Here is a 19,449-nt window from a genome sequence, read left to right on the forward strand (position 1 = left end):
CCACGTTTGCGAGGATCGATGGATCCACCGATCGAAGGAGCGCGACGTGAGCAAGCTGACGATCCTGGCCGCAGCGGCGGCGGGCTACGTGCTGGGCGCGCGGGCCGGCCGCGAGCGGTACGAGCAGATCAAGACCCAGTCCACCAAGGTCTGGGAGAGCCCCACCGTCCAGTCGGGCGTCGACACCGCCACCACGCAGGCCAAGCACGCGGCCACGGCTGCCGGCTCGGCCGCAGCCAGTGCGGCGGCCTCGGCCGGCAGCACGGTCGTGGAGAAAGTCGTCGAGAAGGTCAAGGGCGACGACACCGACGACGAGTCGCCCGTCGCACCGGCTGCCCCCGGTGCGCACGCAGCCCCGGGCTCGCTGCTCGGTGATCCGCCCGCCTGAGGGAACAGGGCGCCCGTCGGGCGCGTTGGACACCTGACGTGACCACGACTCTCTTCGACCCCCTGACCGTCGGCGCCGTGACGCTGCCCAACCGGGTGCTCATGGCGCCCCTCACACGCATGCGCGCGACGCCCCCGGGCGACGTGCCGAACGACCTCATGCGCGACTACTACGTGCAGCGGGCCGGCGCCGGGCTCATCGTCTCCGAGGGCACCCAGGTCTCCACCGAGGGCAAGGGGTACATGGACACGCCGGGCATCCACTCGCCCGAGCAGGTGGAGGGGTGGCGTCGCATCACGGACGCGGTCCACGAGGCCGGAGGGACCATCGCCGCGCAGCTGTGGCACGTCGGACGGGTCTCGCACGACTCCTTCCACGGCGGCGTCATGCCGCTGTCGGCCTCGGCGATCGAGTACCGCAACCGCACCACCATCAAGGGTCCGGACGGCGGACCGCAGCGGGTCAGCTGCCCCACCCCGCGCGCCGCGACCGCAGCCGACATCGCGCGGACGCTCGACGACTACCGCCGCGCCACGGAGAACGCCCGGGAGGCCGGGTTCGACCTCGTGGAGATCCACGGCGCCCACGGCTACCTCCTCCACCAGTTCCTGAGCACGCAGTCCAACGTGCGCGACGACGAGTACGGCGGACCGGTCGAGAACCGGGCCCGCCTCATGCTCGAGGCCGTCGACGCCGTGGTGGGCGCGTGGTCGGCCGACCGGGTGGGCATCCGCATCTCGCCCATCGGCTCGTTCAACGGGCTCACCGACCTGGAGGGCGGCGAGGACGGTCTGTTCGTGGCCGGCGAGCTGGGGCGTCGCGACCTCGCCTTCCTCCACCTGTCCGAGCCCGACTGGGCCGGCGGCCCGGCGCTCGACGACGCGTTCCGCACCCGCCTGCGCGAGGCGTTCGCCGGGACGATCATCGGTGCCGGCGCCTACACGCCGGACAAGGCCCAGCGACTGCTGGACGCCGGACTGATCGACGCGGCCGCCTTCGGACGGGCCTACATCGCCAACCCCGACCTCGCCGAGCGCCTGGAGCAGGGCGCCGACCTCAACGAGCCCGACGTGTCCACCTTCTACGGTGGCGGCGCCGAGGGCTACGTCGACTACCCCGCCCTGGCGTCCTGAGGCGTGGGAGGGTGAGCGGGTGATCATCGCTGCACTCGTGCTCGCCGGCCTCGCCGCCCTCCTGCACGTCTACATCTTCTGGCTCGAGTCGTTCGCCTGGACCGCGCCGCGCGGACGGGCGACGTTCGGCACCTCTCAGGCCGAGGCCGAGGCCACGAAGGAGCTGGCCTACAACCAGGGCTTCTACAACCTTTTCCTCGCCGTGGTGACCGTCGTCGGCATCGCGCTCGTGGCGGGCGACCGCGACGACGCCGGCGTGGCGCTCGTGGTGGCGGGGACCGGCTCGATGGTCGCCGCCGGTCTGGTGCTGCTCCAGTCGAGCCCGGCCAAGGCCCGCGCGGCCCTCACCCAGCTGACCCTGCCGGCGCTCGCGCTCCTCGCCCTGCTCGTCGCCGCGCTCGTCTGAGCCTGACAGGCGTCAGCCCCGACGCCGCCTCCAGCCCTTGCGCTCGGGCGGTGGCGCCTGCTGCGGCTCGGGCTGCGGCACGGCGTCGGGGCTGCGCGGCGCCATCCGCACGACGAGCTGCGGCGGCACGGCGGCGTCGATCGCCTTGACCACCTCGGAGCCGTGCTCCACGAGCGTGGGCTCCACCGACAGGGTGAACCCGTCCCGGCCGAGCAGGGTGCGCCGGCCGTCGGGCCAGGCGAGACAGGCGGCGCACTGCCCGTACTCGACCGTGATCTGCTCTCCGTGCTGGCCGACCCACGAGAGACCGGTGCTCGCCACGTGCAGGGCGCTCGGGTCGTCCTTGGAAGCAGCGATCCAGTCGGCCTTGACCCGGTGCTCCGAGAAGGCGGGCACCTCGGCGTATCCCGCCCAGTCGATGGCCGTCCCGGCCGGCACCTGGACCAGCAGGTCGTCGAGCACCTGCGCGGCAAGACTCCGGACGTCGTCGGGGGTGATGGCCTCGAGGTTCGCGCGGTACTGCTGCGTCGTCAGGACGGTAGCGCCGATGAGCCGGTCGAACGCCTCGGCCCCGGCCAGCGTCACCTCGAACTCCGGCTGCTCGAACGCGGTCAGTCTGCGCCTCACGATCTCCTCGACGGCCGAGTCCTCGATCCTGCCCCAGCGCAGCTCGGCGAGCAGGTCGACGAGTCGGCCCATCATCGCGCCGGCCTGCTCCTCCAGGGCGTCGGCGTACCCAGCGATCGCTGCGGTGGTGGTGTCGCAGGGCTCGTACCCGCACCCAGCGGTGTACGAGTAGCCGGCGTCCAGGCGCAGCACCTGGTACATCTCCCGGCTGACGAGCTCGACGAGCACCGTGGCCGCGGTGGACCGCTCCACGAAGGCCCGGAAGAGCACGCCGCCCGTGCCGGACGCGAAGAAGTGGCGCCCACGTCTCAGGAGCGGCTCGACCACCTCGATCGGGCGGGCCTCACCGCGTGGGAGGTCCAGCTGCAGTCCCTCGGGCAGCGCGGGGCCAACCACCGTCAGGACGGCGTTGTCCGCCGTGAGGAAGTGGTCGCGCCACCACTCGACCTGCGGCAACGTCAGCTGATCGAGCCCCAGCTCCGCGTACGACGCCACCCCCTCGCCCCGCGGCCCGTACCTCAGCTGGGACAGCTCGCGGAACATCCAGGGCGAGCGCTGCGCCGCCTCGGTCCGCAGGATCGACTTCTCCGATGCGAGCCGGTGACCCGGCAGGTCGCGGACGGACGCCGCGACGTCCTGGAGGAACGTCACGACCTCGTCGGGTGTGCCCGTGGCGTGGAAGTTGGTGACGGTGGACCCGGTCTGCCCGTTCGAGTGGTGGTCCCGCAGCCCGAGCGGGAACAGCACGAGGTGCTCCAGGAGGTGCGTGATCCCGCGCTGGCCGATCAGCTCGTCCGCCTGGCCGACGCGGAACATCAGGTTGGCCGTCGTGGCCCCGTCACGCTCGACGTGGAGGATGCGAAGCCCTCCCACCTCGTGCCACTCGCTCATCGTCGTCCACCTCCGGCCCGCGCGGTGTTACGCCAGATCGCGTACTGCCGAGCGGGCTCGTCGAAGTAGCTCCAGAGCGCCTCCACCGGCGCGTCGCCGAGGACCTCGAAGTGGGTGAGGGCCTGCGCGGGCCGCTGCGCCAGGCTGTAGAACTGCGCGAACATGCTGTGCGCCTCGAGCCAGCCCGGGCCGCGGGGGGCGTCGGGGTGCAGCACGGAGCGCTGCGCCGCCCAGTCCACTTCGTCGATGACGCTCTGCTGGCGCAGGTAGTCGGCTCCGTCGTCGACCCAGGCCTCGAGGTGCGCGGCCACGAGCAGGGACGGCTGGAGCGCCCCGGGCGGCGCCGTGCGACTTGCCTCGCGCGCGAGCTCGAACGCCGCCTCCCACGTGCCGTGCCACTTGGGGCACAGCTCCTGCAGCAGGTCGAGCTGAGCCGGCAGGTGATGGGGCTCGGACGACCCGACCTGCTCGTAGCGACGCCGGCTCTCCGACAGGCCCAGCCCGAGCCCTCGCGCCGTCCTGATCCGGAGGTCCCACGCGTCGACGCAGGTGCGGTCGTGTGCGACGACGTCGATGAGGATGATCTCGGCCAGGCACAGCAGCTCGCGGAACCGCCTCCACTGGTCCTCGGAGACCGACTCGGCGTGGCCGAGGCCACGGGAGCGCCACGCCTGCACGACGAGCACGTGCGCCTGGAGCACAGCGATCATCCGTCCGGCACCGGTGGTGTACTCGCGTGGCGGGGTCGTGATCTTCTGGTCGGCCCAGGCGAGGTGCCGCATCGTCGCGCCCCGGTCGGCCGCCGTCATGGAGCTCAGCTGCTCGACGAGCCCGTCCCAGTCGCCGGCCACGGCAGCACGAAGCGCTCGATGGCTGGCGGCGTAGGCATGGACCGGCTCGGCGAACTCGACCGGCGATTCTCCCCCACCTCTCACGCAACGATCCTATGTTCGAGCGGGGCCGCGCGGCGGGACAACGAGACGTCCCGACGGGACGAGACCTGGCTCAGTCGTCCGGGTCCGATACGCTGATGCCGGCGACCCGCCAGGCGACTCCCTCGGCGATCTTGACCTTGAAGGTGGGGTCGGAACCGATCCTCGCGGCCGACGTCGTGGCGGTTGCCCCAGGACTCTTGGGGTCACAGTCGGTGGCGAACTCCGAACCGCCCCACTCGATGGCGAAGGGGAGCTCGGCCGGGTCATCGCTCACCTGGGCCGGGCTGCAGGTCCCGCCCATCCTGACGAACGTCACGTCGGCAGGCAGATCGATCGTGAGGGTCGTCGGTCCCGTGCCCTTCCTCTCGAAGACCGTTCCCAGGCTCTCGGAGCCTCCATCGGTCACCGACTCCTCGAGCATCGGGAGAGGGTCCGAGGGCTTCGGGTCGTCCTTCTCGGACGAGCAGCCGGCCGCCAGGAACGCCACGAGCACGACCAAGAGGCTTGCTCGGACGGCGATCAATCGGCTCGACATGGGATTCATTCAACCGTAGTGCGCGACCTCGGTCCTCCGCGCGGTCGACGTCACACGGCCTGGGGAGAGTGGATCGTCGCAGGAGGGGCACGTGTGAGTCATGACCGACGACACGCAAGACACAGCAGGAGAAGCCCGCCGGGGACTCATCGACAACGTCGTGGGCAAGGCCAAGGAGGTCGCTGGCGCCGTGACGGGCAGCGACGCTCTCGCGGAGGAGGGACAGCTCCAGCAGGCCGAGGCGCAGACCCGCCGCGACGCGGTCGCTGAGGACGCTGTCGCCGACGCCAAGCGCCAGGAAGCAGCCTCCGAGCTGCGCGACACCAACCACGAGGCCGCCGCCGAGAAGCAGGAGGCCGACGACAAGGCGGACACCGCCCTGCGCGCCGTCGACCGTGAGCGCGCCGAGGAGCACGCGGATGCCGACCGCGACGCCGCGGCGCAGGAGGCCGTCGAGCGTCGGGCCGCCGAGCAGCAGGCCGACGCGGTGGCCGACTCCGGTCTCGCCGACGCCCAGGCCCTCGCAGCCGACGCCTCCTCCACCGAGCAGCAGGCGGCCGAGGACCAGGCACGACTCACGCGCGAGGCCGACGCGGCCGAGCAGCAGGCAGCGCGCCTGCGCGACCAGACCAGGAGCAACGGATGACCATCATCAGCACCCTCATCGCCGCCCCGTACGAGGCGGCCCGACTTCCCCTCGCCGTGATCGACGCGGGCCTGTCCCGGGGACTGTCGCAGACGTCCTTCCCGCGCACCACGCTCGACCGGGTCATCGGCTCGGCCGACCAGGTCGCCGGAGGCCTGCTCCACAACGAGAAGATCGCGGCCCGCGGCGCGAAGCGTATGGAGAAGTCCTCCACGGTCGTCCGCGCCGAGAAGCTGGACGACCGCGCCGAGGTCCTCCGCGAGGAGGCCGCTGCCGCGGCTGAGGCCGGACGCGAGGAAGCCGCCCAGAAGCGTCAGGCGGCTGCTGATCGAGCCGCCTCGGCCGTGAAGCAGGCCAAGAAGGCCGAGTCCGACGGCAAGAAGAAGGCTGCCGCCGACGCTGCCAAGACCTCGGCGAACGAGAAGGCCGCGGCCGACAAGAAGGCCGCCCAGCAGGCCAAGACCGTGGACCAGCGCAAGAAGCGCGTCGCCGCTGCGGCCGAGGCCAAGAAGAAGGACGCCCGTGACGAGGCCAGCGCCAAGCTGGCCGACGCCCGCGCCTCCAAGGAGTCGGCCACCGAGGCCCGCGCCGAGGCCGAGGTGCTCGACGACCTCACCGAGGCCAAGAAGCAGGAGCGCAAGCAGGACTGATCCCACCGATCGCGAGAAGCGACCGAGACGACGAGAGCCTCACCCGGCAACGGGTGAGGCTCTTGTGGTCCTGGCTGGAGCCACGGTGGTGGAGCCTAGGGGACTCGAACCCCTAACCCCCTGCTTGCAAAGCAGGTGCGCTACCAATTGCGCCAAGGCCCCGTGGTGGTGCTGTGCGTCCCGCTCGTCAGAGACGATCGGTGGAGGAGGCCCACGGATCGGCCTTCTCGTCGCGGCCCCGGGCCACCGCCCACACGACTCCGGCGGCGGCGAGTCCGAGGGCCAGGAGCTTCTTCATCAGAACCTCCTGGGACGGACGGGGAGTGGGCCTAGATGGACTTGAACCATCGACCTCTTCCTTATCAGGGAAGCGCTCTAACCGAGCTGAGCTATAGGCCCGTAACAACGAGCAAACTTACCTCACGGTCTGTCTGCTCGGCGAATCGGGGTGGTGGGTCTCCTGGCGCCTGCTCAGTCGTCGCTGAACGTCAGGTGGATGCCGCCCAGGAGCTGGGCGGCGAGGTTGTACAGGTGCGCGCCGATGGTGGCCAGCGCCGTCATGACGACGACGTTGATGGCCGACAGGACGAGCGTGAGACCCACGAGACGCGGCAGCCCGAGGACCGACGTGACGTCGAAGGAGTCGCTGTTGTCGCTCAGGACGTTGGTGATGCTGCCGTTGAGCTGGTCCCACACACCGGTGAGGTCGAGGACGACCCAGAAGATGGCGACGGCGACCACGGACACGATCATGAGGGCGACCGAGACGACGAAGGCGAGCTTGGTGACCGACCACGGCTCGACGTGCACGAGCCGCAGCTCGGCGCGGCGACCGCTGCCCGGCGCCGGGGCGGCCGACGCGGCGGCCGCGGGCGTGGTGGCCGGCTCGACCCGCGCAGCGGGCTTCTTGTTCCGGCTCCTGGGACCACTGTCGCTCGGGTCCTCGTCGCGGATGGCCGGGATGACCGACGTGCTGTCGGCGGACTCACGCGTGGTGCGGGCGTAGTCGGCTGCCGTCATGGCGTTGCCGGAACGGGCGGCGCCGCCCGGCTTGGTGGGCTCGTCGCGTGCGGAGACCTTCTGCGGACCGGAGGTGCGACCCGGCGACGCGGGGGACTTCTTGGCGGCGGCGCCGGTGGCCGCGGGCTTGCGGCCCGCGCTCTTGGCCGCCGTGGGGCGACCCTTGGCCGGCGGAGTGGGCGTGGACTTCTCCTCGCGCTCCACCTCGGTCTCCTCGACCTCGACGACCTCCGCCGTGCTCTCCACCGGCGTCTCGGCCGTGGGGTCCTCGTCCTTGGCGCCGGGGCGTCCGGCCTTCTCGTTCCCGCCACCCTGGAGGCGCGGGATCCGGACCGATGACTCGCCCTGTCGGGCGGTGGAGCGCGCCGGCTTCCGGCTGCCGCTGTCCTTGTTGTCGGTCACTCGCTCTGCCCCTCGTCGGTGGTGCCGTCATCCGTGGTGACGTCGTCGCTGCTGGTCTCTTCGGTGGTGCTGGCCTCAGGGATCGCCGTGTCGGCCGTCTCGCCGGCCTCGTCCGCCAGCTCCTCGGCGACGACGACCTCGGTGTTGCGCGCGATCGTGACGACGTGGTCGTTGCCCTTGAACTTCACGAAGCTCACCCCCATCGTGCCACGCCCGGTGGCACGCACGCCCTCGACGACACTGCGGGTGACCTGTCCCTTGCTCGTGACGGAGATGACGTCGTCGGTGTCCTTGAGGACGAGTCCGCCGACGAGCTCGCCGCGGGCCTCGGTGATCTGCATGGCCTTGATGCCCAGTCCACCGCGACCCTGGAGGCGGTAGTCGCCGATGGGGGTCTTCTTGGCGAAGCCTCCGTCGGTCACGGTGAAGACGTAGAGCTTGTCCTCGTCGGGGATGTCGCTCCAGTCGACGTCGGCGTGCTCGCGGCGGATGACCGTCATGGAGAGGAGGGCGTCGTCGTCGCGGAACTTCATGCCCGTGACGCCGGAGGTGGCCCGCCCCATGGGACGGAGCTGGTCGTCGTCGGCCCGGAAGCGGATGGCCTGCGCCTTGCGGCTGATGAGCAGGAGGTCGTCGTCGGGACCGACCAGGTCGGCACCGATGAGGGCGTCGTCCTCGTCGCGGAAGTTGATGGCGATGACGCCGGCCTGCCGCGGGCTGTTGTAGTCGGCCAGGCGGGTCTTCTTGACCAGACCCTTGCGGGTGGCCAGCACGAGGTACGGCGCCTGCTCGTAGTCGCGGATGGCCAGGACCTGGGCGATCTCCTCGTCGGGCTGGAACGAGAGCAGCCCGGCCACGTGTCCGCCCTTGGCGTCGCGCCCGGCCTCGGGCAGCTGGTACGCCTTGGTGCGGTAGACCCGGCCGGCCGTGGTGAAGAACAGGATCCAGTGGTGGCTCGTGGTGGGGAAGAGGTGCTCGACGAAGTCGCCGTCGCGCAGCTGGGCCCCGCGCACTCCCTTCCCGCCGCGGTTCTGCACGCGGTACAGGTCGGTGCGCGTGCGCTTGGCGTAGCCGCCCTTGGTGATGGTGACCACGACCTCCTCGTCGGGGATGAGGTCCTCCATGGAGAGGTCGCCGTCGGCCGGGACGATGGGCGAGCGACGGTCGTCGCCGAACTTGTCGGAGATCTCCTGGAGCTCGTCGGAGACGATCTGACGCTGGCGCTCGGGCCGGGCCAGGATGTCCTTGTAGTCGGCGATCTCGAGCTCGAGCTCGGCGAGCTGGTCGATGATCTTCTGGCGCTCGAGGGCGGCCAGACGACGCAGCTGCATGTCGAGGATGGCCGTGGCCTGGAGCTCGTCGATCTGCAGGAGGTTCATGAGGCCGTCGCGCGCCTCCTCCGTGGTGGGGCTGCGGCGGATGAGGGCGATGACGTCGTCGAGCGCGTCGAGGGCCTTGACCAGTCCGCGGAAGATGTGGGCGCGAGCCTCGGCCTGGTCGAGGAGGAACTGCGTGCGCCGCTGGATGACCTCGATCTGGTGCGTCACCCAGTTGGTGATGAATCCGTCGAGCGTGAGCGTGCGCGGCACGTCGTCGACGATGGCCAGCATGTTGGCACTGAAGTTGGACTGCAGCTCGGTGAGCTTGTAGAGGTTGTTGAGCACGACGCGCGCGACGGCGTCGCGGCGCAGCTTCACCACGAGACGACGACCCACGCGCGAGGACGACTCGTCATTGACGTCGGCGATGCCCTGGATGCGTCCGGAGAGCGCGAGGTCGGCGATCTTCTCGGCCAGGTTGTCGGGGTTGACCTGGTACGGCAGCTCCTTGATGACGAGGGACATGCCGCCCTTGGCGTCCTCCTCGAAGTCGACGATGCCGCGCATCTGGATGGAGCCGCGGCCCGTGCGGTACATGTTCTCGATGCCCTGCGTGCCGACGATCAGCCCGTTGGTGGGGAAGTCGGGGCCCTTGATGCGCTCCATGAGCGCCTCGAGCAGCTCGGCCTTGCCGGCCTCGGGGTTGGCGAGCGCCCACTGGGCGCCCTCGGCCACCTCGCGCAGGTTGTGCGGCGGGATGTTGGTGGCCATGCCCACCGCGATGCCGGCGGAGCCGTTGACCAGGAGGTTGGGGAAGCGCGACGGCAGGACCGTGGGCTCCTGGGAGCGGCCGTCGTAGTTGGGGCGGAAGTCGACGGTGTTCTTCTCGATGTCGCGCACCATCTCCATGGCGATGGGCGCGAGCTTGCACTCGGTGTACCGCATGGCCGCGGCGCCGTCGTTGCCCGGCGACCCGAAGTTGCCCTGCCCCTGGATCATCGGGGCGCGCATGACCCATGGCTGGGCCAGGCGCACGAGGGTGTCGTAGATGGCCGTGTCGCCGTGCGGGTGGTACTGACCCATGACGTCGCCGACGATGCGGCTGCACTTGCTGAAGCCGCGGTCGGGGCGGTAGCCGCCGTCGTACATGGCGTACAGGACGCGGCGGTGGACGGGCTTGAGGCCGTCGCGGACGTCGGGCAGGGCACGCGACACGATGACGCTCATGGCGTAGTCGATGTACGAGCGCTGCATCTCGACCTGCAGCTCGACGTGCTCGATGCGGTCGTGCTCGGGAGGTGTCTCTGTCATGGGAAGTCCTTTGCTGGCTGAGCCGGTCGAAGCCCTTCGACAGGCTCAGGGAACGTGAGCGTGGGTCAGACGATCAGATGTCGAGGAAGCGGACGTCCTTGGCGTTGCGCTGGATGAAGGAACGGCGCTGCTCGACGTCCTCGCCCATGAGGATCGTGAACATCTCGTCGGCGATGGCGCCGTCCTCGAGCGTGACCTGGCGCAGCACCCGCTGGGCCGGATCCATGGTGGTGTCCCACAGCTCGGAGTCGTTCATCTCACCGAGGCCCTTGTACCGCTGGACCGGGGCCTCCTTGGGCAGGCGGCGTCCGGCCTCGGCGCCGGCCTTGAGCAGACCGTCGCGCTCGGCGTCGGAGTAGGCCAGCTCGTGCGGCGCGTTGCTCCACTTGATCTTGTACAGCGGCGGCATGGCGAGGTACACGTGACCGGCGTCGATGAGCGGCTTCATGAAGCGGAACAGCAGCGTGAGCAGCAGCGTGGAGATGTGCTGACCGTCGACGTCGGCATCGGCCATGAGCACGATCTTGTGGTACCGGAGCTTGGCCATGTCGAAGTCGTCGTGGACGCCGGTGCCGAGCGCGCTGATGATGGCCTGGACCTCGGCGTTCTGCAGGATCTTGTCGATGCGGGCCTTCTCGACGTTGAGGATCTTGCCGCGCAGCGGCAGGATCGCCTGCGCGTACGGGTCGCGGCCGCCCTTGGCCGAGCCACCGGCCGAGTTGCCCTCGACGATGAAGATCTCGCACTCCTCGGGGTTGCGCGACTGGCAGTCGGCGAGCTTGCCCGGCAGACCACCACCGCCCATGAGGCCCTTGCGGTTGCGGGCGAGGTCGCGAGCCTTGCGCGCGGCCATGCGCGCCGTGGCGGCGTCGATGGACTTGCGGACGATGGCCTTGCCCTCGCCCGGGTTCTGCTCGAACCACGCGCCGAGCTCGTCGTTGATGACCTTCTGCACGAAGCCGCGGGCCTCGCTGTTGCCGAGCTTGGTCTTGGTCTGACCCTCGAACTGCGGCTCGGCCAGCTTGACCGAGATGATGGCGGTGAGACCCTCGCGGATGTCCTCGCCGGACAGGTTGTCGGACGCCTTCTTGATGAGGTTCTGCGCCGTGGCGAACCGGTTGACCGTGTTGGTCAGCGCGGAGCGGAAGCCTTCCTCGTGGGTGCCGCCCTCGTGGGTGTTGATCGTGTTGGCGAACGTGTGGACCGACTCGGTGAAGCTGTCGTTCCACTGCATCGCGATCTCGACCGACAGACCCTTCTCCGCGTCCTCGGCCTCGACGGAGATGATGTCGCGGTGGATGGGCGACTTGCTGCCCACGTTGATGTGCTCGACGTAGTCGACGAGTCCGCGGTCGTAGCGGAACCGGGCGTCGCGCTCGACCTCGTCGACCTCGGTGTCGCCCTCGGCGACCTCCAGCGCCTCCTCACGCTCGTCGCGCAGGATGATCTCGAGGCCCTTGTTGAGGAAGGCCATCTCGCGGAAGCGCGTCTTGAGGGTCTCGTACGAGTACGTGGTGGTCTCGAAGATGTCCTCGCTCGCGTAGAACGTCTGCGTGGTGCCGGTCTCGTCGGTGGGCTCGCCGCGGACGAGCTCGGTGACGAGGTCGCCGTAGTGGAACTCCTGCGTCCAGACGTAGCCGTCTCGCTTGATCTCCATGAGGAGCTTGGTGGACAACGCGTTGACGACGGAGATGCCCACGCCGTGCAGACCGCCCGACACCTTGTAGCCGCCGCCGCCGAACTTTCCGCCGGCGTGGAGCGAGGTCATGACCAGCGTGGCGGCCGGGATCTTCTCGATGGGGTGCTCGTCGACCGGGATGCCGCGGCCGTCGTCGACGACCTTGACGCCGCCGTCCGCCTGCAGCACCACCAGGATGTGGCTCGCGTGTCCGGCGAGCGCCTCGTCGACCGAGTTGTCGACGACCTCGTACACGAGGTGGTGGAGGCCACGCTCCCCCGTGGAGCCGATGTACATGCCGGGGCGCTTGCGCACAGCCTCCAAGCCCTCCAAGAGCTGGATGTTGCTGGCGTCGTACGTTCCCTCAGTGGGCTGCTGCTCTGGATCCGGGCTCGAAGTCACTTCTTCAGTATACGGGCGATTCTGTGCGTCTGACGAACAAGGCACGCTGGATCTGACGGGTGTCCCGTCCTCTACTTGACTCTCAGCGGCCTCAGAGCGCCGTTCTGGCGGGCGCGCAGACCCGCTTCCAACCGGGAATACGTCGGAGACGGTTCTGGATCGGTCACCGGCCAGCAGCTCCTGCGCCACGTCCCGCTCGGCTGCTCTGCCTGAGTTGGGCGGCTACGGCATCGTGGTGGGATGACCATGGTGACCGCGGAGAGACGCGTCGTGGCCCCCGGCGCGGGCACCCTCGTCGCGTCCGTGCTCGGCACGGTGCTCGTCTCCTACATCGCTCTCGCCACGGCGAAGGGACAGAGTCTCGACGAACGCGGGCTCCGCGCGGTCCAGGTGGATCGGGCCGGTCTGGTCACGCTGCTCAGCGTGCTGGGGCGGGTGTCCATCGGCACGGTCGTGGCCGTCTGTCTCGTGTGCGCCGCCGTGGCCCTCGTGCGCGGATCGGGCCGCCTGGCCGTCGCCGCCGTCGTCGTGGTCGGCGGCGCCAACGTCACCACGCAGGCCCTGAAGCACGTCCTGCTGGAGCGGAGCGACTTCGGGATCGTCGCGGCCAACAGCCTGCCCAGCGGTCACACCACGGCCGTCGCCTCAGGCGTGGGTGCTCTCTGTCTCGTGGCACCTCGCGCGATCCGTGGTGTCCTCGCCCTGTTCGGTGCCTTCGCCGTGACGCTCGTCGGCTCCTCCACCGTGGTGGCCGGGTGGCACCGACCGTCCGACGTCGTGGCGGCCCTGGGCGTGAGCCTGGCCTGGACCGCCCTCGCCTCCCTCGTGGTGGGCGGGACCCGTCGGCCGCTGCGGGGACTGGTGGTGGCCGCGGGCGTGGGCGCCGTGGTGGCCACGGCCGCGCTCGTGGTCCTGGGCGTCCGGCCCGCTGCCGACACCAGCACCCCGGTGCAGGTCTGCCTGGTCTACGGCGTGCTGGGCGTGGCCGCGGCACTCACCGTGGCCCTGATGGAGCGGGTCTCGCCCACCCAGGTGGACCCCGCTCAGCCGTAGGTGTCGCGCGGACCGCGAGCGTTGCGGATGGTCCGCTTCCCCTTGATCCACGACGGCGCCTGGGGACCGCGGATCTCGATGCGCAGCACCGAGCCGTCGCCGAGCTCGTCGTTCAGCCGGGCCACGATGCGCGGCGCCAGGAGCTTGAGCTGGGTGGCCCAGGCGGTGGAGTCGGTCTCTACGTGGACGATGGCGTCGTCGTAACCCACGACCTTGCTGTGCGTGGCCACCTCGGGACCCACGATGGAGGCCCAGTCGGTGAAGACCCGCTGCGCGGCGAGCCGGTCGTCCCACCCGCGGTCCTTCTGGAGTCTTCCGAGGACGGCGGAGATGTCGGTGGGGTCCTCGCGCTTGGCGCGGCGCGGCGACGCCTGGCGGGGGCGCGACGTGGATCGTCGGGGATCGAGGGGGCGGCCGGCACCTCGGTACGAGTCGGCGACGTCGCGCGCCAGGCCGAGAGGGTCCGGTGTGGCGTCCGGCTTCCCTTCCGCCGGCTCGGGCTCGGTGCGACCGGCGGCGTCGTCGGGCGGTGGTGTCGGGTCACTCATGGGTGACCTGTCCCCCCGCCACCGCGAAGCGGTGGCCGAGCAGCGCCTTGGGGACGTCGTCGGCCACGGCGGCCGTGACGATGACCTGCTCCGCCCCGCTCACGAGCGACGCCAGGTGCTCGCGTCGACCTTGGTCGAGCTCGGCGAAGACGTCGTCGAGGATCAGCACGGGGTCGTCGTCGTCCTCGCGCAGGAGCTCGAAGGCGGCGAGTCGCAGGGAGAGCGCGAACGACCACGACTCCCCGTGACTCGCGTATCCCTTGGCCGGGAGGTCGCCGATCGTGAGGACCACCTCGTCGCGGTGGGGCCCGACCAGGCTCACTCCGCGCTCGCGCTCCTCGCGGCGTCTCTCCTCGATGCCGGCCAGGAGGCTCTCGCGGACCGACTCCACGTCCTCGCCCGAGAGCTCGGCGGAAGACTTGTAGACGGCCGAGACCTCGCGCCGGTTCTCGGCCGCTTCGGTGGCGACCGTGAGGTAGGCCTGGCCGAGATGGGGCGCGAGGTCGTGGAGCAGTGCGATGCGGGCCGCCACCAGCTCTCCGCCGAGCGAGGCGAGCTTCTCGTCCCAGATCTCTAATGTCGACATGTCCATTTGTCGATTAGTACGCCCGGACTTCAGCAGGGTGTTGCGCTGGCGGAGCACCCGGTCGTAGTCGGCCTTCACCCCGGCCAGCCGGGGAGTGCGCATGGCCGTGAGGCCGTCGAGCAGCTTGCGCCGGTCGGAGGGGTCGCCCTTCACGAGCGCGAGGTCCTCCGGCGAGAACATGACGGAGCGGACGATGCCGAGCAGGTCGCGGGTCCGGGGCAGGGGCGACCGGTTGACCCGGGCACGGTTGGACCGTCCCGGCGTGATCTCGAGCTCGAGCAGCGCCGTGCGCTCACCCTTGACGAGCTCGGCCCGCACGACGGCGCGCTCGGTCCCGGCCCGGACCAACGGTGCGTCGCTGGCGACGCGGTGCGACTCCAGCGTCGCGAGGTAGTCGATCGCCTCGACGAGGTTGGTCTTGCCCTGACCGTTGGCGCCGATGAACGCCGTGGGTCCGGCCTCCAGCTCGACCTCGACCTCGGGATAGGACCGGAAGTCGTGCAGGGCGAGCCGACGGACGAACATGGTGGGTCAGGCGTGGGTCAGGCGTCGGCGGGGTCGTGCCCGGCCTCGGCCGCGGCACGCACCGCGTGACCGCCGAACTGCTGACGCATGGCGGCGACCGCCTGCATGGCCGGCGACTCCTCCTGGCGCGAGCTGAAGCGGGCGAACAGCGAGGCGGCGATGGTGTGCATGGGCACCGCGTTGTCGATGGCGGCCTCGACCGTCCACCGTCCCTCGCCGGAGTCGTCGGCGTAGCCGCGGATCTGCGAGAGGCCCGGATCGTCCTCGAGGGCCTTGACCAGGAGGTCGAGGAGCCAGGACCGGACGACCGTGCCCTCGCGCCACGAGTCGAAGACCTCGGTGACGTTCTCGACCATGTCGACGGTCTGCAGGAGCTCGTAGCCCTCGGCGTAGGCCTGCATCATGGCGTACTCGATGCCGTTGTGGACCATCTTGGAGAAGTGGCCGGCACCCACGCGACCGGCGTGGACGAAGCCCGACTCACCCTCGGGCCGCAGGGCGTCGAAGGCGAACTGGACCTTGGCGATGTCGTCGGCCGAGCCGCCGGCCATGAGTGCATAGCCGTTCTCGAGACCCCACACGCCACCGCTCACGCCGCAGTCGACGTAGCCGATGCCCTGCTCCTGGGCGAGCGCCGCGTGCTTCTCGTCGTCGGTCCAGCGCGAGTTGCCACCGTCGACGATGACATCGCCCTCGTCGAGCAGCTCGATGAGCTCGGTGACGGTGGACCGGGTGATCTCACCCGACGGGACCATGACCCACACGACCTTGGGGCTGGGCAGCGCCTCCACGAGCTCGGCGAGCGAGCCCACGTCGGACACCTCGGGGTTGCGGTCGAAGCCGGTGACGGTGACGTCGGCGTTGCGCATCCGGGTGCGCATGTTGCCGCCCATCTTGCCCAGTCCGACCAGTCCGATGTGTCCCATGAGGTTCCTCTCGCGTGTGTCGACGTCGTGCCGTGCTGGTGGGGGGTACCCCGTGGAGCGTCAGCTCTGCAGTCGGACCGGCATGATCAGGTACCGGAAGGCCGCATCGGGCTCGGCACCGATCTCGGGGACGCCCGAGATGGCTGCCGGCTTGGTGTGCTGCGTGAACGACAGGTGCACGACCGGCTCGGACATGACGCCGAGTCCCTCGAGCAGGTACGTGGGGTTGAAGCCGATCGAGATGTCGTTGCCGTTGATGGTGGCCTCGACCGACTCCGAGGCCTGGGCCTCGTCGCCGCTGCCCGCCTCGAGCAGCAGGACACCGTCGGAGAACGTGAGGCGGACCGGGGTGTTGCGCTCGGCCACGAGGGCGACGCGCTTCACGGAGTCGACGAAGTCGGCGGTGCGCACGTAGGCCACCGTCTCAGCCTGGGCCTGGAAGAGCTGGCGCACCCGCGGGAAGTCGCCCTCGAGCAGACGCGTGGTGGTGCGACGCGTGCCGTTGCCGACCACGCCCTCGAAGCCGATGAGGCCGTCGCCGGCGTCGCCCGAGGAGACGGCGATGGTGACCGCGCTGCCCGAGACGAGCGAGCGGGCCGTGTCGTTGAGGACGCGGGCCGGGACGAGGGCCTGGGCCGAGAGGTCGCTCTTCTCCGGCGACCAGCCCAGCTCACGCAGGCTCGCCCGGAACCGGTCGGTGGCCATGAGCGAGATGGAGGATCCCTCGAGCTCGAGACGGACACCCGTGAGCAGCGGCAGCATCTCGTCGCGACCGGCGGCGGCGCTCGCCTGCTGGACCGCGGTGGAGAAGTCGTCGGCCTTGACCGTGCCCGAGGCCGTGGGCATGGTCGGGAGCTGCGGGTATTCCTCGACCGGCATGGTCTGCAGGCTGAAGCGGGCGCTGCCGCACACGACCTGGACCTTGGTGCCCTCGAGCGAGACGTCGATGGGCTTGGTGGGGAGCGACTTGACGATCTCGGCGAGCAGCCGGCCCGAGACGAGGGCGCGACCTTCGTCGGCCACCTCCGCCGGGAGCGTGGCGCGCGTGGAGGTCTCGTAGTCGAAGCCCGAGAGCGTGAGGCCGTCGGACGTGGTCTCGATCAGGAGTCCGGCGAGGACGGGGACGCTGGGGCGGTGCGGCAGGCTCCGCGCGGTCCAGGCGACGGCGTCGGCGAACGTGTCGCGGTCGATGCGGAATTTCACGAACGAGAGCCTTTCGGAAGGACGGTGCTTTCAGGCACGGGAACCGTCGGGATGAATCCTGCCACGGCAGGGGGCACGGAGGTAGGGCGGGAGAGCGCGGGACGGACTGTCCACACACAGGGCTCCCGGTGATCTTCTACGAGGCTTCGGACATGTATCTCTGTCGTCGTAGTAGTAGCCACTGTGGAAACGGTGGACAACCGGTGTCTGCGCAGGTCAGAGGCTGTTCTGGCCGGTGGACGACGTGTGGGCCGCGTTGAGGACGCCTCCCCGTGCCCTGTGGACGTCCAGCGGTCGTTCACATCGCGTTCACACGAACGTCTCCGGTTTCCACCTCTACTTGAGACTTTCCCACAGGCTCGTCCCCAGGTGTGTACGACGGATCGACGCACAACGACGCCCTCCGGAGCGTGCCGGAGGGCGTCGAGGCAGGGTCGGGACGAGGTGGCGAGGGCCGAGGACACGGACCTCAGGCCTGCCGGGCCTGCTGCTTGATGCGGTTGGTCAGCTCGGTGACCTGGTTGTAGACGGCGTGCTTCTCCGCCATGAGCTTGCGGATCTTGCGCTCGGCGTGCATCACGGTGGTGTGGTCGCGGCCGCCGAAGGCCTTGCCGATGTCGGGCAGGGACATGGGCGTGAGCTCGCGGCACAGGTACATGGCGATCTGGCGGGCCAGGACGAGGTCGCGGCTGCGGCTCGTGCTGCACAGCTCGTCGATGGTGAACTCGGAGTACGCCGCGGTCTGCGCCATGATGACCGGTCCCGAGATCTCGGGCTCCTCGCCCTCGGCGACCAGGTCCTTGAGGACGATCTGCGCCAGCTGGAGGTCGACCGTGGTGCCCTGCAGGTTGGCGAACGCCGTGGCACGGATGAGCGCGCCCTCGAGCTCGCGGATGTTGGTCTGCACCTTGCTCGCGATGAACTCGAGCACGTCGGCGGGTGCGGTGAGCTGCTCCGACGCGGCCTTCTTGCGCAGGATGGCGATGCGGGTCTCGAGGTCGGGCGGCAGCATCTCGGTCTGCAGACCCCACTCGAACCGGTTGCGCAGCCGGTCCTCGAGCGTCTTGAGCAGCTTGGGCGGCCGGTCCGACGTCATCACGATCTGCTTGTTCTCGTTGTGCAGCGCGTTGAAGGTGTGGAAGAACTCCTCCTGCGTCGACTCCTTGCCCTCGAGGAACTGGATGTCGTCGACGAGCAGGACGTCGATCTCGCGGTACTTGCGACGCAGCGCGGCCGTGCGGTTCTCACCGATGGCGTTGATGACGTCGTTGGTGAACTCCTCGCTGTTGACGTAGCGGACGCGCGAGGAGGGGTAGAGGTTGAGCACGTAGTGGCCGATGGCGTGCAGGAGGTGGGTCTTCCCCAGTCCGGACTCACCGTGGATGACCAGCGGGTTGTACGCCTTGCCGGGTGCCTCGGCTGCCGCGACTGCAGCCGCGTGGGCGAAGCGGTTGGACGAGCCGATGACGAAGTTCTCGAAGAGGTAGCGCGGGTTGAGGCGTGCCTCGGCGGCGTTGCCGACCCGGGCGGGCGCGACGGCCGGCGCCGTGGCCCAGCTGGGCACGAAGTCGTCGACGTCGTCGTCGTCCTCGGTCTCCACCGGGGCGGCGTCGCGCGGCATCACGGTGGAGAGCGTGGAGTGGTGGTCCTTGGAGGAGGTGGAGGTGCTGTCGTCGGAGGAGCCGCGGGGCGACTGCAGGTCGGGCTCGATGGTGACGACGAGCCTCGTGTCGGCCCCGAGTTTGCTGCTCAGGGCGTGCTCGAGGGCGGGACGGACCCTGGACTCGATGTGCCGGCGCGTGATCTCGTCGGGCACGGCCACGATGAGGAGACCGCCGTGGAGGCTGAGCGGCTGCGCGGAGTAGACCCAGACCCGGCCGCTGTTCCCGAGCGTGTCGATCGCGTCGCTCCACACCTGTGAAAGGTCGGGCTCACTGTCGACAGCATCGGTCATGCCGGGCATCCTCTCGGGTTGGGCTCACTTGTTCACATCGTTGTCCACAAGTTGTGCATGCACGGGACCGCCCGACGAGACCGCTGTGGAAAAGTGGATACCGGCGCGACGCTAGCAGCGCCCAGGGGGGCGGATCAAGCCGTTCGGGAGATGATCCGGTTACGTTACGGCGTGTCGTGTGGACCGGTGATGGGGCATGGGTTAGGAACATGAGTTTGACCGTCCCCCAGGGTCCCCGTACCGTAGGGTGGTCGCCCCGCGACACCTGCCGCATACCCACAGCTGTGTGAATCTCTGTGGGTGAGCGGTGG

At 69.9% G+C, this 19,449-nt stretch carries 17 protein-coding genes and 2 tRNA genes; 6 read left to right on the top strand and 13 right to left on the bottom strand.

Annotated features, from left to right (window positions below; all coding sequences use genetic code 11):
* The first annotated feature begins 46 nt into the window (after positions 1 to 46).
* From ASD11_RS15565 to ASD11_RS15575, 3 genes are read left to right on the top strand one after another with little or no spacing between them, the layout of a single operon-like run.
* On the top strand, positions 47 to 388 hold the full coding sequence (locus ASD11_RS15565; protein ID WP_056289647.1) for a hypothetical protein: 342 nt from the start codon (positions 47 to 49) through the stop codon (positions 386 to 388).
* A gap of 38 nt (positions 389 to 426) precedes the next feature.
* Positions 427 to 1,521, top strand: a complete 1,095-nt coding sequence (gene nemA, locus ASD11_RS15570) for an N-ethylmaleimide reductase (RefSeq protein ID WP_056289650.1) — start codon at positions 427 to 429, stop codon at positions 1,519 to 1,521.
* Positions 1,522 to 1,540: 19 nt separating this feature from the next.
* Positions 1,541 to 1,927, top strand: a complete 387-nt coding sequence (locus ASD11_RS15575; RefSeq protein WP_056289653.1) for a DUF1304 domain-containing protein — start codon at positions 1,541 to 1,543, stop codon at positions 1,925 to 1,927.
* 12 nt (positions 1,928 to 1,939) lie between these two features.
* On the opposite strand, the gene ASD11_RS15580 is transcribed toward ASD11_RS15575, so the two are convergent.
* From ASD11_RS15580 to ASD11_RS15590, 3 genes are all read right to left on the bottom strand, one after another.
* Positions 1,940 to 3,445, bottom strand: coding sequence for a M16 family metallopeptidase (locus ASD11_RS15580; RefSeq protein ID WP_056289655.1), 1,506 nt, complete (start codon positions 3,443 to 3,445; stop codon positions 1,940 to 1,942).
* Positions 3,442 to 4,380, bottom strand: coding sequence for a hypothetical protein (locus tag ASD11_RS15585; RefSeq protein WP_156464841.1), 939 nt, complete (start codon positions 4,378 to 4,380; stop codon positions 3,442 to 3,444). The genes ASD11_RS15580 and ASD11_RS15585 overlap by 4 nt, the downstream gene beginning before the upstream one ends.
* Before the next feature lie 70 nt (positions 4,381 to 4,450).
* A complete protein-coding gene (locus tag ASD11_RS15590) occupies positions 4,451 to 4,915 on the bottom strand; it encodes a hypothetical protein (RefSeq protein WP_156464842.1) in 465 nt (154 codons plus the stop codon).
* A gap of 100 nt (positions 4,916 to 5,015) precedes the next feature.
* Between ASD11_RS15590 and ASD11_RS15595 the strand changes: the two genes are divergently transcribed.
* The gene (locus ASD11_RS15595) at positions 5,016 to 5,561 is read left to right on the top strand and encodes a hypothetical protein (protein WP_056289663.1); all 546 of its coding nucleotides are present in this window, start codon (positions 5,016 to 5,018) and stop codon (positions 5,559 to 5,561) included.
* On the top strand, positions 5,558 to 6,211 hold the full coding sequence (locus tag ASD11_RS15600; RefSeq protein ID WP_056289666.1) for a hypothetical protein: 654 nt from the start codon (positions 5,558 to 5,560) through the stop codon (positions 6,209 to 6,211). Before ASD11_RS15595 ends, ASD11_RS15600 begins: the two co-directional genes overlap by 4 nt.
* Before the next feature lie 86 nt (positions 6,212 to 6,297).
* On the opposite strand, the gene ASD11_RS15605 is transcribed toward ASD11_RS15600, so the two are convergent.
* From ASD11_RS15605 to gyrB, 5 genes are all read right to left on the bottom strand, one after another.
* Positions 6,298 to 6,373 (bottom strand) — tRNA-Ala (locus ASD11_RS15605).
* Between the two features lie 162 nt (positions 6,374 to 6,535).
* Positions 6,536 to 6,610: transfer RNA gene (locus ASD11_RS15610), tRNA-Ile, on the bottom strand.
* 72 nt (positions 6,611 to 6,682) lie between these two features.
* Positions 6,683 to 7,633: a DUF3566 domain-containing protein gene (locus ASD11_RS18745; protein ID WP_235503375.1), complete on the bottom strand. Its 951-nt coding sequence runs from the start codon at positions 7,631 to 7,633 to the stop codon at positions 6,683 to 6,685.
* Positions 7,630 to 10,263 carry a DNA gyrase subunit A gene (gyrA, locus tag ASD11_RS15620; protein ID WP_056289669.1) on the bottom strand — a complete coding sequence of 878 codons (2,634 nt, stop codon included), beginning with the start codon at positions 10,261 to 10,263 and terminating at the stop codon, positions 7,630 to 7,632. The genes ASD11_RS18745 and gyrA overlap by 4 nt, the downstream gene beginning before the upstream one ends.
* Positions 10,264 to 10,336: 73 nt before the next feature.
* Positions 10,337 to 12,343 carry a DNA topoisomerase (ATP-hydrolyzing) subunit B gene (gyrB, locus tag ASD11_RS15625; RefSeq protein WP_056289674.1) on the bottom strand — a complete coding sequence of 669 codons (2,007 nt, stop codon included), beginning with the start codon at positions 12,341 to 12,343 and terminating at the stop codon, positions 10,337 to 10,339.
* Between the two features lie 240 nt (positions 12,344 to 12,583).
* Here gyrB and ASD11_RS15630 point away from each other — a divergent pair, with 240 nt between their 5' ends.
* On the top strand, positions 12,584 to 13,396 hold the full coding sequence (locus tag ASD11_RS15630) for a phosphatase PAP2 family protein (protein WP_056289678.1): 813 nt from the start codon (positions 12,584 to 12,586) through the stop codon (positions 13,394 to 13,396).
* Here the strand turns inward: ASD11_RS15630 and ASD11_RS15635 are convergent.
* From ASD11_RS15635 to dnaA, 5 genes are all read right to left on the bottom strand, one after another.
* Complete coding sequence (locus ASD11_RS15635; RefSeq protein ID WP_056289683.1) at positions 13,387 to 13,944, bottom strand: DUF721 domain-containing protein; 558 nt, start codon at positions 13,942 to 13,944, stop codon at positions 13,387 to 13,389. The genes ASD11_RS15630 and ASD11_RS15635 overlap by 10 nt on opposite strands.
* Complete coding sequence (gene recF / locus ASD11_RS15640; protein WP_056289685.1) at positions 13,937 to 15,055, bottom strand: DNA replication/repair protein RecF; 1,119 nt, start codon at positions 15,053 to 15,055, stop codon at positions 13,937 to 13,939. Before recF ends, ASD11_RS15635 begins: the two co-directional genes overlap by 8 nt.
* A gap of 17 nt (positions 15,056 to 15,072) precedes the next feature.
* The gene (gnd, locus tag ASD11_RS15645; RefSeq protein WP_056289690.1) at positions 15,073 to 15,981 is read right to left on the bottom strand and encodes a phosphogluconate dehydrogenase (NAD(+)-dependent, decarboxylating); all 909 of its coding nucleotides are present in this window, start codon (positions 15,979 to 15,981) and stop codon (positions 15,073 to 15,075) included.
* A 60-nt stretch (positions 15,982 to 16,041) separates the two neighbouring features.
* A complete protein-coding gene (dnaN, locus tag ASD11_RS15650) occupies positions 16,042 to 17,184 on the bottom strand; it encodes a DNA polymerase III subunit beta (RefSeq protein WP_056289694.1) in 1,143 nt (380 codons plus the stop codon).
* A gap of 469 nt (positions 17,185 to 17,653) precedes the next feature.
* Positions 17,654 to 19,147, bottom strand: coding sequence for a chromosomal replication initiator protein DnaA (dnaA, locus tag ASD11_RS15655; protein WP_442854199.1), 1,494 nt, complete (start codon positions 19,145 to 19,147; stop codon positions 17,654 to 17,656).
* Between the last annotated feature and the right edge of the window lie 302 nt (positions 19,148 to 19,449).

It is taken from the genome of Aeromicrobium sp. Root495, assembly GCF_001426755.1.
Lineage (GTDB): Bacteria > Actinomycetota > Actinomycetes > Propionibacteriales > Nocardioidaceae > Aeromicrobium.

Bases quoted from the DNA above. Each gene is read 5' to 3' on its own strand.
- ASD11_RS15580 (WP_056289655.1), bottom strand. From the start codon at position 3,445: ATGAGCGAGTGGCACGAGGTGGGAGGGCTTCGCATCCTCCACGTCGAG.
- ASD11_RS15590 (WP_156464842.1), bottom strand. From the start codon at position 4,915: ATGTCGAGCCGATTGATCGCCGTCCGAGCAAGCCTCTTGGTCGTGCTC.
- ASD11_RS15595 (WP_056289663.1), top strand. From the start codon at position 5,016: ATGACCGACGACACGCAAGACACAGCAGGAGAAGCCCGCCGGGGACTC.
- ASD11_RS15600 (WP_056289666.1), top strand. From the start codon at position 5,558: ATGACCATCATCAGCACCCTCATCGCCGCCCCGTACGAGGCGGCCCGA.
- gyrA (WP_056289669.1), bottom strand. From the start codon at position 10,263: ATGACAGAGACACCTCCCGAGCACGACCGCATCGAGCACGTCGAGCTG.
- ASD11_RS15630 (WP_056289678.1), top strand. From the start codon at position 12,584: ATGACCATGGTGACCGCGGAGAGACGCGTCGTGGCCCCCGGCGCGGGC.
- ASD11_RS15635 (WP_056289683.1), bottom strand. From the start codon at position 13,944: ATGAGTGACCCGACACCACCGCCCGACGACGCCGCCGGTCGCACCGAG.
- recF (WP_056289685.1), bottom strand. From the start codon at position 15,055: ATGTTCGTCCGTCGGCTCGCCCTGCACGACTTCCGGTCCTATCCCGAG.
- gnd (WP_056289690.1), bottom strand. From the start codon at position 15,981: ATGGGACACATCGGACTGGTCGGACTGGGCAAGATGGGCGGCAACATG.
- dnaA (WP_442854199.1), bottom strand. From the start codon at position 19,147: ATGCCCGGCATGACCGATGCTGTCGACAGTGAGCCCGACCTTTCACAG.